The organism is Leifsonia xyli subsp. cynodontis DSM 46306 (genome assembly GCF_000470775.1).
GTDB lineage: Bacteria > Actinomycetota > Actinomycetes > Actinomycetales > Microbacteriaceae > Leifsonia > Leifsonia cynodontis.
Map to the genome: position 1 here is coordinate 547,658 of NC_022438.1, position 13,129 is coordinate 560,786.

Annotated in this window: 9 protein-coding genes and 2 pseudogenes; 5 read left to right on the plus strand and 6 right to left on the minus strand. The window is 69.2% G+C overall.

What is annotated here, in order from left to right; translation table 11 throughout:
* Window positions 1-195: 195 nt before the first annotated feature.
* Window positions 196-913 (minus strand): annotated as a pseudogene (locus tag O159_RS16695) (IS5 family transposase); the annotation flags it as partial.
* Window positions 914-989: 76 nt separating this feature from the next.
* On the opposite strand from O159_RS16695, the gene O159_RS02590 reads away from it, so the two are divergent.
* From O159_RS02590 to O159_RS02605, 4 genes are all read left to right on the plus strand, one after another.
* Window positions 990-1,196 carry a hypothetical protein gene (locus O159_RS02590; RefSeq protein ID WP_043993458.1) on the plus strand — a complete coding sequence of 69 codons (207 nt, stop codon included), beginning with the start codon at window positions 990-992 and terminating at the stop codon, window positions 1,194-1,196.
* A gap of 237 nt (window positions 1,197-1,433) precedes the next feature.
* Window positions 1,434-1,613 (plus strand): hypothetical protein, encoded by a 180-nt coding sequence (locus O159_RS02595; RefSeq protein WP_043993459.1) that lies wholly within the window; start codon window positions 1,434-1,436, stop codon window positions 1,611-1,613.
* Window positions 1,614-1,736: 123 nt separating this feature from the next.
* A complete protein-coding gene (locus O159_RS02600; protein WP_236609526.1) occupies window positions 1,737-3,404 on the plus strand; it encodes an alpha/beta fold hydrolase in 1,668 nt (555 codons plus the stop codon).
* On the plus strand, window positions 3,401-3,976 hold the full coding sequence (locus O159_RS02605; protein ID WP_021754211.1) for a hypothetical protein: 576 nt from the start codon (window positions 3,401-3,403) through the stop codon (window positions 3,974-3,976). Before O159_RS02600 ends, O159_RS02605 begins: the two co-directional genes overlap by 4 nt.
* A 1,187-nt stretch (window positions 3,977-5,163) precedes the next feature.
* Here O159_RS02605 and O159_RS02615 read toward each other — a convergent pair.
* From O159_RS02615 to purU, 3 genes and pseudogenes are all read right to left on the minus strand, one after another.
* Window positions 5,164-6,144: pseudogene (locus tag O159_RS02615) on the minus strand (IS481 family transposase); the annotation flags it as partial.
* A 483-nt stretch (window positions 6,145-6,627) separates the two neighbouring features.
* A complete protein-coding gene (locus O159_RS02620) occupies window positions 6,628-6,993 on the minus strand; it encodes a YrdB family protein (RefSeq protein ID WP_021754214.1) in 366 nt (121 codons plus the stop codon).
* Between the two features lie 13 nt (window positions 6,994-7,006).
* A complete protein-coding gene (purU, locus tag O159_RS02625) occupies window positions 7,007-7,879 on the minus strand; it encodes a formyltetrahydrofolate deformylase (protein ID WP_021754215.1) in 873 nt (290 codons plus the stop codon).
* A gap of 575 nt (window positions 7,880-8,454) precedes the next feature.
* Between purU and O159_RS02630 the strand changes: the two genes are divergently transcribed.
* Window positions 8,455-9,564, plus strand: coding sequence for an MFS transporter (locus O159_RS02630; protein ID WP_021754216.1), 1,110 nt, complete (start codon window positions 8,455-8,457; stop codon window positions 9,562-9,564).
* On the opposite strand, the gene O159_RS13085 is transcribed toward O159_RS02630, so the two are convergent.
* Entirely contained in the window at window positions 9,551-11,623 is a 2,073-nt protein-coding gene (locus O159_RS13085; protein ID WP_081689791.1) for a sigma-70 family RNA polymerase sigma factor, read from the minus strand. The two genes, O159_RS02630 and O159_RS13085, sit on opposite strands and share 14 nt — an antisense overlap.
* A gap of 233 nt (window positions 11,624-11,856) precedes the next feature.
* Window positions 11,857-13,020 carry an N-acetylglucosamine-6-phosphate deacetylase gene (gene nagA / locus O159_RS02640; protein WP_043993946.1) on the minus strand — a complete coding sequence of 388 codons (1,164 nt, stop codon included), beginning with the start codon at window positions 13,018-13,020 and terminating at the stop codon, window positions 11,857-11,859.
* Between the last annotated feature and the right edge of the window lie 109 nt (window positions 13,021-13,129).

Genomic DNA, 13,129 nt, shown 5'->3' on the forward strand with positions numbered 1-13,129 from the left:
GATATCCGGCCGAGGGAGGCGGGATGTCCCTCTGCTGTCTCTCACGTACTTCCGGGGCTTTTCTGTGTGCTTCCGTAGTTTTCCGAGTACTCAGCGCTCCACTCAATATGGATCGCGCGAGCGCTGTCTCCGCCGGCGACCTCTTAGAGATGGTTTCAGTAGTCGTTTTTGGTGAGTTTGCGGGCGCTGGTGATCGCGATTGCTAGAGCGACGAGCGCCGTGATCGTTGAGGCGGTGCGGTCGTGCGATGCGTGCCTTGATCCCACGACAACGCAGGTAACAGCGGACGCGGCGGTTGTCGTAAGCCTTATCGGCGTGGAAGATAACCGGGCGGCGTCTGGGCCGACCGCGGCCGACGCCCTTGATCGCGGTGATGTTGTCTAACACAGGTTCCACGAGCATGGAGTCGTGTCGGTTGGCGCCGGAGATCTCCACATGCAGCGGGAGTCCGTTGCGGTCGGTCAGGACATGGTACTTGGTGCCCCGTTTCCCACGATCCGTGGGGTTAGGTCCAGTGAGATCGCCCCCCTTTTCGCCCGGACACTTACGGAGTCCAGGCAGGTTCTTGACCAGTCGATCATGCCAGCCTGGCCGAGTTCGTCGAGCATGATCTTCCGCAGTGCATCCCACGCGCCCGCTTCGGACCATTCACGCAGACGCCGCCAACAAGTGACCCCGGACCCATACCCCAACTCGGGCGGGAGCTTCTCCACGGGATCCCCGTCAGCAGCACGAACACGATCCCAGCGAACACCTTCCGGTCAGGAACCCGAGGCTGCCCAGCCCGCCCATTGACCACAGGCGGCCGAGGCGGAATCAACGGCTCCAGCCGCTCCCACAACATATCCGTAATGAACCGATCCTCAGCAAGCGTCGACACTCGACCAGCATCCCCGCTAACCAGCCACAACAACCACCGCCACGCCGACTACTGAAACCACCTCTTAGCGTGACGAGTTAAACCTTCGTTATCGGGAGAGGAAACGACGATGTCTCTGCAACAGACCGGCCAGACTCTGAACGACCGGGCCGTCACTGGACTCGACACGGATGCGACGGCCAGCTTCTCGGCGCAGCACCACGAGGTCACGTGTTTCGTCATGTCGATTTTCGTGGTGGCGGCGACGGCGGACATCGCGGCCTACGACATGGCTATCGGCGCGTCGGCCCTGGCCGCGACGGCCTTCGCCGTCTAGTCCGGGGACCTCGGGCTCTGGCGAGATCGCGCAAGACGCTGCGCGGGCGTGCCGGATGCCCCTCTTCTGTCTCCGGGCACTTCAGGGTTTCTCCGGGTACTCAGTGCTCCACTTAGTTTGGGCTGTGCCCCCGCTGTCGTCGGCGGCGGCCTCGTAGGGTGACGAGCGAGACCTTGCTTGTGGGAGAGGAAATGACGATGTCTTTGCAACGAACCTTTGCAACGAACCGCACAGATCGTGAGCGACCGGATTCCCGCCGGACTCGATACGGGATCGACCGCCAGCTTCTCGGCGTCGCCTCAGGAGATCACGTGTTTCGCAGTGATCGCTCTCGCCGCTGCGCAGGCGGCGTCTGACTTCGCCGCTATCGACATCGCCGACCTTGCGGCCATGGCGGCCGTTGCGGCCGTCGGGTAGTCGGTGAGGTATCGAACAGTGGCGAAATCGCGTATTGGGGTGCGATCGTTGCGCGCGTGCGTATCGAAGGCAGGCGGCCTGAGCCGGGAGGGCACCCTCCGCATCGCGGAGTGCCTGAGCGCTGTGACTGTGCTCACGAGTGTCGCCGAGTATCTGGCGAACTCGGACGATCGCCGTCGCGGTGGGCTCAATGCGTGGGCGACGCTGCGGGAGGAGCAGCGCCGCATCCTGCCATCGGTGCTCTTCCGGCTGGTCGATGTGGTGTCCGGCCGGGGCGTCAGCCTCGCTCTCACGCTGTTCCGGGGCGCGGCTTCGGCGGCCGTGCTCTCGGGTCGCGTCAGCGGACGTGCCGGCGGCGCCCTGCAACTCGGGTCGGCGATCGCCCAGATGCTCCTGGGCCCGAGGACCCGGCGCGGCTCGGACGGTTCGGATCAGGCGGTCATGCAGACCACGCTCGCCGTTGGAGCCGCCCGGGCCATCGGCACGCCCCGCGCGGCCGACATCGCCCTCAGCCATCTGGCCCTCCAGTCGACGCTCGCCTACCAGGCATCGGGGTGGGCCAAACTCCCCAACCCGGACTGGGAATCCGGGAAAGCCCTCACCGGTGTCATGCGGACCCGCGCCTACGGCGATCGCGGAATCTGGCGGATGCTGCACGCGCACCCTGGACTCGCCCGGATGCTGAGCCGCGGGATGCTCGGCTTCGAGTGCGCCTTCGCGCTGGTGCTCCTCCGATGCGCTCCCGTGACCTGGCTGTTCACGCTGATCGCGGCGGGCTTCCATGTCGCCGTCGGAGCCACGATGGGGCTCGGACGCTTCGTCACCGCTTTCCCCGCCATGCTGATCGCGGTCCCGTACGTCTTCGGGTCGCGACGTCGCAGCGCCCAAGACCGGTCGGTGCCGCTTCTGCTGGCCGGCACGATCGCGGCGGGGGTGACCGCCGGGGCGGTGAGCGCTGGCCGGCACGAACGTCGCTGGCGCGACGAGCAGAGCCTGCTCGAGCGGCGTCTCACGGCCGCCGGGACCACCATCAGCTTCAGCGAGCGCCGCTCCTCCGGGCCCGGCGAGGTCTGTTTCGTCCTCTTCCCCGGTCTCGGATCACTCCACCACGATCTCACCCGGTGGGCGTCTCTGCTGTCAAGCGGTGGGCGCGTGATCGTCCTCGCCGATGCGCTCGGCGGCCAGAGCCTCTCCGCCGGGGGGATCGAAACAGCGTTGCGCGGCCTCTGCGACTTCGTCTCAGCGCTCCCGGGGCGGGTGGTGCTCGTGGGGCATTCGCTCGGAGCCTGCATTGCCGGGTCGATCGCCGCTCGCGTGCCGGAATCGGTCTCGGAGCTCATCCGGGTCGATCCGACCGATCCCGCCGTGGTGGACACCGATCCGCGGACCAACCCGACGCTCAGGGCCATGCACCTTCTCCCCGCGACGCTGCTCCTCAGCGGCGGCCTGCTCTTCACCCGGCCGGGATGGATCGCGGGACTTCCCGGCCCGGCCGGCAGCCGCTCCTGGGACGCGCAGCGGACCCCGTCATGGTGGCGGCGGGCGGCGGCCCTCTGGCGTCTGATCCTCGAGGACTGGGCGGCGAACGGCGTCCCCGGGCTTGTCGACGCCACCGGGATCGATATCTGGTCCCAACTCGTCTCCGCGCAGCTGCCCGCCGACGAGTCCCCCGAGAACGGGCGTGTCCGCCTGGTGGTGCGGGGATGCGACCACCACACCATCCTGAGTTCGCGTGAGCACGCCGAGACGGTGGCGGCGCTCATCCTCGAACACCTCGAGGCGCCCGCATGAGGCCGGCCGCGGGGGTCGCGGCCCGCTGGTCTTTCTCTGCGGCATCCTGTGCGCTGCTGTTGCTCACTCTGCTGCGTCAGCATCCCAACCGCTCCGTCCGGCTTCTGCCGCAAACGCGGACGGTTCGGCCCCTCTTCGACGAACTCGTGCCCGATTGGCGATTCTTCGCCCCCCGGCCGATGACGACGGATGTCCTGCTGTTCGCGCGAACGCTCGACGCCGCCGGCGAGACGTCTCCGTGGGTCCCGCTCACCCGCTATCCGCGACGGTCCGCCACCCAGCTGCTCTTCTTCCCCGACCGGCGGCGCAGCAAAGCCTTGCTGGATGTGACGAACCTGTTCCTGAATCAGCTGGCCGCGAACCCGGGCGGGGTCGAGCGTTTGCCGATGTACCGTCTCCTCGCCGATCGCGCTCGTGTGCTCCTGGAACCGTTCGACGCCGGTGTCATCGGTTTCCAGTTCTGTGTGGTGAAGGACAACGGCCACGAAGGGGGCGATATCGACATCCCGTTCACCTCGGGGTATCTCTCCCTCGCCGCAGAGCGCGGCGAGACGGAGGAAGAAAGAAGATGACATGAAAAGAAACATGACGATGAGCCAGACTGCTGAGACCGTGAACGGCCTCCTGAGTTCGCGGCTCAAAACGACGACACCGGCGGAAGGGTTCCGGTCTCAGAGCGAGGTCACGTGTTTGTCGGTTGCTGCGGTCATGGCCTACGCCGCATTTCTGGGAGCCGAAGCGACGGTGGACGTCGCGGTGGGCGTGGCGGCCTCAGCGGCCACCGCTCTGGCGGTATGAGAGGAGGGGCTTTCCGATATCGCCGCCACGGGTGACGTTTCGGCATCACAGCGCACCGCCAGGAGTGTCGAGTTCAAACCTGATACCCGCGTCGACCCGCGTGTCGCTGCCACAACGGCAGCGTATCCGGGCTCCTTCCCAGCAGCCCCGCGACGTGACGGATCGCGGCCATCATCGTCGCATGATGGCCGCGTCTGGCGGGGTGGTGTCGTTCCGTGCCGCGTGGTGAAGGCGGTGAGCCCTCGTGCGATGGTCAGTGAGAACGTTCTGACAGTTACTCACGAGAAAGACACAGAGCACGAGGGCTCTCGACCAGTCTGCTCTCCTCGACCTGCTCGGGGAATCGAAACTCGCTCATACGACCAGACCGTGTCGGGGGCGTGCCCGCGACGTCATGCCCGCCCGCGCGCTTTCGTCAAGGCTGGCTGAGCCCGCTCGCCACGCCACGTCGTCCCGGCTCTGGCGAGTCGAGCGGACCGCCCCTGCCCTACGCTTGTGAACATCGATTGCTACCGCCACGCTTACGATCGCAAGCCGAGCTGGCAGAAGCTGTAGCGAAGCGGCGGCGAGAGGGGCATCCGGCCCGGGGAGGTGGGATATCCCTTCTTTTTCCTCTGGGTACTCAGTGGTCTTTCAGAGTACTTAGCGTTCCACCCAATTCGGGTCGCGCGACCGTTGTCGTGGCTGGCGCCTTCTTAGCGTGATGGTAGCGAAAATCTCGCGCTGAGGAAGAGGAAACGACGATGTCCCCGCAACAGGCCGCCCAGACACTGAACGACCGGGTCGCCACCGAACTCGACACGGATGCGACAGCCAGCACCTCGGGGCTGCACCGCGAGAACATGTGTGTCGGAGTGGTGACGGTCGTCGTGGGGGCGGCGGCGGACATCGCAGCCTTCGATGTCGCCGCGGGCGCCGCGGCCCTGGCCGCGACGGCGCTCGCCGTGGTGTGTTTCTCAGGGACGTTGGTCAATCTGCTGATGGGTGGCTGGCTGCCGATGGCGGTGTGGGGCCTGTGGTGATTGTAGGAGTGCAGCCAGGCCGGGAGTGCGTTGCGGCGGGCTGATTCGGAGTTGTAGTGCCGGGCGTATGCCCAGCCGTCGGCGAGGGTGCGGTGGAAGCGTTCGATCTTGCCGTTCGTCTGCGGATGGTAGGGCCGGGTGCGTTTCGGTTGGATGCTGAGCTCGGCGCAAGCGTCGCGCCAGGCGTATGAGCGGTATGCGGAGCCGTTGTCGGAGAGCACCTGTTCGACGGTGACGCCACGGCTGGCGAACCAGCCGACCGCTCGACGCAGAACAGCGATTGCAGTGGCGGCGGTTTCGTCGTCGTGGATCTCGGCGTAAGCGACACGGGAGTGATCGTCGATGACGGTATGAACGAACGCTGTGCCGGTGATCATGTCGCCGGTGATCCCGTGTTTCCCGGTCCGCTTCGCGGTGATGGCCTTGTTCCGCTCTCCCTGGAGACGTCCGACGTAGCGCCAGCCGCCACCGTCGGGGATGTTGCCGAGTTTCTTGATGTCGACGTGGATCATCGATCCGGGATGCTCGTGCTCGTAGCGGCGGGCGGGTTCGCCGGTGCGGACGTCGACGTGGCTGGGCCGATTGATCCGGCACCGGGAGAGGACCGTGTGAACGGTCGAGGCGGGCATGCCGAGCTGGGCGCCGATACCGACTGGTCCCAGCCGCTTCTTCCACCGCAGATGCACGACCTTGCGGACCAGTCTTCGCGGGGTCTTGTTCGGGCTGTGATGCGGCCGTGACGAACGGTCCAGCATTCCCGCCTCGCCCATCTCCACGTAACGACGAGCCCATCGGTCCGCGGTGCGTCAGGACACTCGGAAGTAGGTCGCCGCCGCAGCAACGGACCAGCCGTCGTCGACGACTTGGCGGGCCAGGCGGAGGCATTCGCGAGGAGTCAAAGCAGCATTAGCGTGGGTCACGAGGACCTCCTAAGTCATCGAGTGCAGGGAAACTAGACAGCCCCACTCTCGACCGGGAGGTCCTCACCCATCTATCGCGTCACACCTCAACCAACGTCCCTGAGCAGCACATTTAGGCCGGGGGACCTCGGACCGTGGCGAGATCGACATCCCGTTCACCTCGGGACACCTCTCCCTCGCCGCAGAGCGCGGCGAGACGGATGAAAGAAGGAGATAAGAGGACATGACTCTCACAGACACCCAGGTTCTGCTCTCGCAGGCCACCGCGAACGAGCCGCTCACGCTGGAGACTTCCCCGGCCTTCACCCGGCGACCGGGTGAGACGACCTCAGTGGTGACGTTCATCGTGGGGACGGCGGAGGTGGCGATCTATGTCACCGCGGCGGCGGACATCGCGGCGGGGGCGGGGCCGCAGAGGCCACCGCTCTGGCGGTGTGACGACCGTGGTGGCTCAGACCAGGAGGACTCTGCCCTGACCGCCCCTCACCGGAACTCGCACCGGCCGTTGATCACGCCGCTGACCGTCGCGATGAGGGCGAACGCAGCCGCCACGATCGGCTGGCCGAGCCCGAGCCAGGCGAACGCCACCGCGCCCATGACGACCAGTTCGACGAGTGCCTTCGCGAACGGGTCGACCCGCAGCACGGCCCGGGGGGAGCGGAACAGCGCCCAGAGCAGGATGGCGAGGACCGGCGCGCCGAGGCCGATCGCGATGTTCCACGGCAGCGGCCACACGAGGAAGCCCCAGCTGCCGAGCGACACGATCGCGAACAGCTCCAGCACGAGACGGAGGAGGTCGTTCGGCCCGACGCTGTGCTGTTCGGTGTTCTCCGGGGGTGTTGCGATCACGGGACCAGTTTACTCAGCGGAAGATGATCGTCCGTGCCCCGTCGAGCAGCACTCGGTCCTCAGCGAACCACTTGACAGCCTGGGTGAGCGTGCGGCTCTCCTCGTCCTGGCCGATCGCGACCAGCTCCGGCACGCTGCTCGCGTGATCCACTCGGACCACGTTCTGCTCGATGATCGGCCCCTCGTCGAGGTCGCTGGTGACGAAGTGCGCCGTCGCTCCGATCAGCTTCACACCCCGCGCGTGCGCCTGGCGGTAGGGGTTCGCGCCCTTGAATCCGGGAAGGAAGGAGTGGTGGATGTTGATCGCCCGGCCCGCGAGCCGCTCGCACAGCTCCGGCGACAGGATCTGCATGTAGCGGGCGAGGACGACCAGCTCGATGCCGTGCTCCTCGACGGCGGTCAGTATCCGCTCCTCGAAAGCGGCCTTCGAGGCCCGGCCGGTGACCGGGGCGGACTCGAAGGGGACGCCGTAGAAGCCGGCGAGGTCGCGCAGCGTTCCGTGGTTGGACAGCACCAGCGGGATCTCGACCGGCAGCTGGCCCGCGCGCTGGCGGAACAGCAGGTCGTTCAGGCAGTGTGCGGCCGTGGAGACCAGCACGAGTGTGCGCAGCGGCCGCCCGACGTTGTCGACGCGGTGCGACATCCCGAACTGTGTCACGACCGGGGTGAGCGCCCGCTCGAACTCCTCCCGGTCGGCGGCGGACTCGACCTGCAGCCGCATGAAGAAGCGGCCGGTGTCGGTGCTCGTGAACTGCTGGCTCTCGGTGATGTTCCCGCGCGCCGCGACGATCGCCCCGCTCACCGCATGCACGATGCCGGGCCGGTCGGCGCAACTGAACGTGAGTACCCAGTGGTTGGGGTGCGTGGGCGGCGCGGGCGAGTCCATCCGACCAGGGTATCCTGACGGTCCGGGCGCCGTGCAGAGAAAGCGGCGCATGACCAGCGCGGCCGGGGAAGCCCTGCCCGCATGCAGGTGGCCTCCGGGGTCCGGCGCCGAGCCGAAGCGGCCCTGCACGATCCAGCGGCCCGGGAGGAAAGGCCGTGCCCACGACCTGCTCCGGCGGTGGCCCGCCATCGCAGTCTCCGTGTTCCGGCGGAGCTTGCGGTTCCTTCCCGCCCGAGTTCGGCCTCGTCCTTCCGGCAGGCGGTGCCTGTGCGGCACTCACCGGCGGCGCGTTCTCGACGCGATGACCCTCTCGGCGCCACTCATCGAGGCTGGCGGCAGCCGCTTCCCGATCCCGGCGGCGTAGACTCGACGCGGTCGGTTGACCCAGCCGGCCCTGGGCGCGCACACGGGCGCGAAGCCGGTCCGGTGGCGCTCCACCCGGCCGCCATCCGCCGGACAGAGGCTCATGACCGCGCCACCCCCGTCTTCGTCATCCCTCACCGCCCGGTCCCGCGTTCCCCTGGGCCGGGCTCATCGCGCTCGCCGCCGCCGTCTTCCTCTCGGTCACCAGCGAGATGATCCCCACCGGCCTGCTGCCGGACATGAGCGCGTCGCTCGGCGTCAGCGAGGCGCAGATCGGCCTCCTGGTCAGCGTCTTCGCCTTCACTGTCGTGGTGTCGAGCCCGCCGCTCACCGTGCTCACCCGGCGCTGGCCTCGGCACGGGATGATCGTCGGCGTCCTCGTCGTCCTCGCCGTCGCGAACGCCCTCACCGCGCTCGCGCCCGACTACAGCTGGGTGGTCGTCGCGCGCGTGTTCGGCGGTCTCGGGCACGGGATGTTCTGGTCGGTCGTCGGCGCGTACGCCGGTCACCTCGTTCCACACCGGCAGATCGGCCGCGCCGTCGCCATCACCCTGAGCGGCGGGACGCTCGCCTTCGTCTTCGGTGTCCCGCTCGGCACCTTCGCCGGGCACCTGCTCGGGTGGCGGCTCGCGTTCGGCACGCTCGCACTGCTCATGCTGGCGGGCGCCCTGCTCATCGCCAAGCTCCTGCCAGCGGTCGAGCGGGACGCGGAAGAACGCGACCGCGACCGGTCGCAGCCGCGGGCCCGCGACCGCAGCGTCTCGGTGGTCCTCATGATCTGCCTCATCGCCGCGGTCACGATGATCGGGCACTACGCGTTCTACACCTTCGTCGTGCCGTTCCTGACCGGACCGATGGGGGTGCCGCCGGGGGATGTCGGAGCGCTGCTGTTCCTCTTCGGCATCGCTGGAGCGGGCGGTCTGCTGCTCGCCGGTTCCGTGCTCGGTTCGCGGCCGCAGCGGGGAGCCCTGCTCGGGCTCGCGGTGACCGGGGTCGCGGTCGTGGTGCTCGCGGCGTTCGCGTCCTTGCCCGTGCTCGGGATCGGCGCGTTCGTCCTGTGGGGGCTCGCCTTCGGCTCCCTCCCGCCGCTGCTGCAGACCCGGCTGCTGCACACCTCGAGCGCGCGCTTCCGCGACACTGCCTCCGCGCTGTACACGAGCTCTTTCAACATCGGCATCGGCGGCGGTGCGCTCGTCGGTTCGCTGATCTTCGACACGGGCGGGCTCGGGCTGCTCCCCGTGTTCTACATCGGCGTCCTGGCCGTCTCCGTGGTCCTGGTCGTCGTCATGGGACGGATGTCGGCGGCGCTCAGTCGCGTGTGATGGCAATCGGCGCCTCGGCGAGCACTCCGTGGCGGCCGTCCGCGGTGTAGGCGAACCCGATCCGGTGGTCGCCCGGGCTCCGCCACTCGTACTGGGAGGCGAACACGCCGTCGTCGCCGATCCTCCCGGTGTGGCCGCTCGGCTTGCCGTCTGCGTAGAGGGCGATCTCCCGCCCCGGAACACCCTCCACGATCACGGAGAACACCGTGCCACTGGTCTCGGCGGCGACGGAGGGCACCGCGATCTGGCCGCTGATCGTCTCGCTGGCCGCCGAGACGACGCCCGACGAGTCGCTCGAGCGTGCGCTGATCGCGAAGGACGCACCGGTGCCGAGCGGGTCGGTTCCCCAGCGGCCGTCGTCCCCCGTCGTGACCGTGGCGAGCAGCGAACCGCGATCGAAGACTTCGACGGTCGCGCCCGGCTCCGCTGTCCCGGAGACGATCGGGAGCAGATAGCCCGAGCCGGTGTCGACGGCGATCGTGGGTGCAGGGGGCCGGCGATCGACCACGACCTCGATCGGGACCGGGGCAGAGGCCGCGCCCGAGACGACCTGCACCAGAGAGAGCGCCCAGGTGCCGTTCGCCAGCCGGTCGATCGGGAAGGCGGCGGCCCACGACCCGTCGGGGGAGGCGGTCGTGGTCCCGAGGAGGATGTCGCCGTACCGGAGTTCGACCGTGGCGCCGGGGACGGCGGTTCCGGCGAAGGCCAGTTCGAACGCCGCGGTGGTCATCCTGGTGGCGGAGCCGAAGGAGAGCGGGTCCGGGCGAGCGGCGAGCGGCGCAGCCGCGGGATCTGCCGTCGGCGTCTGCGCGGGGGCGGGGAGCGGGGGCGCTGCGGGCGTCGAGACGGGAGCGGGCGGTGTCGTCGCCGGGGTGGGAGGCTCGGCCGTCGGCTCAGCGGGGCCGGCCGGCCCGTTCGGCGGTGTCGCCGGCTCCGGCTCACGGGGCCGCGGTGCGCTGGGCTTCGGAGCGCTGGGCTCCTGTGCGGCGGGCGGCGGCGAGGTCTCCGCGGCGCCCGGCGCTTCGGCGAAGAGTCCCGGGCCGAGAATGAGGGCTCCGGCCACGGCGGCGGCGAGCAGCGCGCCGCCGGCTGTGAGACCGGCGATCGTCATACCGGACATGGCAGCGCCGCCGGCCGAGCTCGTCCCGCTCGAAGCGGCCGAGCCTGTGCCGGCCGAACCACCGGCCGCGCCCGTCCCGGCCGCCGTTGCGCCCACGGTCACCGATCCGGGTAGCGCCGCCCCCGCCGAACCGAGCGCGTAGCCCACCGCGTTCGCTCCGGTCTGCGCCCACGCGGTGTACGCGGCCGTCCCGCCGACGCCGACCGCCAGGGGGAGCAGCACCAGCGCCAGCCGGCTGCCGATGTCCTTCGCCTCTTCGGCGACGATGGCGCAGCGGGCGCAGTCCGCCAGGTGGGACTCGATCTTGGCGGTGTCGCGTTTGCCGAGGCCGTTCCGTGCGTAGGCACCGAGGCGGTCCGTGGCCCAGCGGCACTCGGAGTCTTCGGGGCTGTTCGCGATGTGGGCCTGCACCCATGCCTGCCGCAGTCCTTCGCGGGCTCGGTAGGCGAGCGCGGCGACAGCGCTGGCCGACATCCCGAGCAGGGGTGCGACATCGGCCGGCTTCATGGCCTCGACCTCGCAGTACCAGAGCACCTCCTGCCAGCGCGAGGGGAGCGAACGGAAGGCCTGGGCTGTCAGTGAGCGGTCGAGCTCGGCGAGTGCATAGTCCTCGTCGAAGGCTGGATCTGCGAGGGATGCGGTGTCGTCGATGGGCGTCTCGCGGGCTGTGCGACGGCCCCAGGTGGAGGCGACGTTGCGGACGGTGGTGAAGAGGTAGGCCCGGAAGGACCCGATGGGTCCGTGGCCGCGGGAGAGGGCGTGGAAGATTTTGGCGTACGCCTCCGCGACGAGATCGTCGGCGTCGATGCTCGTGAAGCCGTGCGCGACCGTCCGGCCCGCCCGGGCGTGCCGGCGCCAGAGCTCCCCGAAGGCCGTGCTGTCGCCCGAGCGCGTGAGGTCCACCAGATCGGCGTCGGAGAGATCGGTCACAGAGGGCATCCATCGATTCTGCTCGATCAGCGAATGAGATGTTCGAAATTCATTGTTTCAGGAGGTGAAGGAATATGAACAAGTCGCGTCATGGATGGGGAGGTCGATGGTCTCTTATCGTGTGGCGCGCTTCGCGGAGCGGATCGCCACAGTGTGTGACCGGCGACCCGAGCGCCGATCACACCGGGGAGGTCCGGGGCCGGGTTCGTCAGAATCCGGCCCCCGCACCCGCGCTGGGCACATCAGGACCGGGCGACCGGCGAACCGGCCGCCCACACCTGCACCACCCGGAAGTCGTCGTCCAGCAACACCGCGTCCGCCGCGAACCCGGCGGCGAGTCGGCCGAACTCGTCCCCGCGGCCGATGGCCGTGGCGGGCGTCTCGGTGAGGGCGAGCACGGCGTGCTCGACACCAATCCCCACCTCCGTCACGGCCCGGCGCAGAGCGTCGTCCAGCGTCAGCGTCGAACCCGCGATCGAGCCGCCCTCGGCCAGCCGGGCGACGCCGCCGCGCACCTCGACCGCAAGCGAGCCCAGCAGATAGTCCCCGTCCGCTGACCCGGCGGCGGCCATCGCGTCTGTGATCAGGGCGATGCGGCCGGGGGCCGATGCGAACAGCATCCGCACGACCTCGGGGTGTACGTGCGTGCCGTCGTTGATCACCTCGAGCGTCACGCCCGGGGTGCGCGTCGCCGCCGCCACCGGGCCGGGCGCGCGGTGGTGGAGGCCATCCATCGCGTTGAAGGCGTGGGTCAGGATGCGGGCGCCCGCCTCGAACGCCGCCAGCGTCTGCCCGTAGTCGGCGGCGGTGTGCCCGACTGCGACAGCGGCGCCGGCCTCCGCGAAGGCGCGCACGGCCGCCATCCCGCCGGGGAGCTCCGGCGCGATCGTGATCTGCCGCAGGGTGCCGCCGGCGGCGTCGAGCAGCAGCGCGATGTCGTCGCCGGTGGCCGGGCGGAGGAGCCCGGGGTCGTGCGCCCCCTTGTGCCCCACGTCGAGGAACGGGCCTTCCAGGTGCGAGCCTAGGACGCGCGGGTCGTTCGCCGCGAGCTCCCTCACACCGCGGAGGCGCTCCGCCAGCTGCGGCACCGAAGCGGTCACCAGCGAGATCACCGCACGGGTCGTCCCGTGCCGGCCGTGGAGGTCCAGCGCCGCACGGATCGCGTCGGGGCCGTCGTCGAAGCTCGTGCCCCCGCCGCCGTGGCTGTGGATGTCGACGAAGCCGGGCGTCAGCCAGCTGCCGTCGGCGTCGGTGACGATCGCCTCCGGGTCGCCCGCGACCGCGGCACGCCAGGTGTCACCGGCCCCGGTCTCGGCGATCCTGTCGCCCGCGAAGCGGACCCAGCCGGTGTGCGTGATTCGGCCCTCGCTGACGAGGCGGGCTGAGTGGATGAGGTGAGTGGACATCCCCACAACCTACGCGACGCGGGCGCTGAGTGCCTTTCCTTCCGTCCACGCCGGGCTGTCCCGATCCCACCGGTCTGTCTCCTCGGAAAGGGAGGAGATTCGGGAGGAT

What these genes read in the sequence shown, in the direction of transcription:
- purU (WP_021754215.1), bottom strand. Translation starts at nt 7,879, where the DNA reads ATGGACTCGCCCGCGCCGCCCACGCACCCCAACCACTGGGTACTCACG.
- O159_RS02590 (WP_043993458.1), top strand. Translation starts at nt 990, where the DNA reads ATGTCTCTGCAACAGACCGGCCAGACTCTGAACGACCGGGCCGTCACT.
- O159_RS02630 (WP_021754216.1), top strand. Translation starts at nt 8,455, where the DNA reads ATGATCCCCACCGGCCTGCTGCCGGACATGAGCGCGTCGCTCGGCGTC.
- O159_RS02605 (WP_021754211.1), top strand. Translation starts at nt 3,401, where the DNA reads ATGAGGCCGGCCGCGGGGGTCGCGGCCCGCTGGTCTTTCTCTGCGGCA.
- nagA (WP_043993946.1), bottom strand. Translation starts at nt 13,020, where the DNA reads ATGTCCACTCACCTCATCCACTCAGCCCGCCTCGTCAGCGAGGGCCGA.
- O159_RS13085 (WP_081689791.1), bottom strand. Translation starts at nt 11,623, where the DNA reads ATGCCCTCTGTGACCGATCTCTCCGACGCCGATCTGGTGGACCTCACG.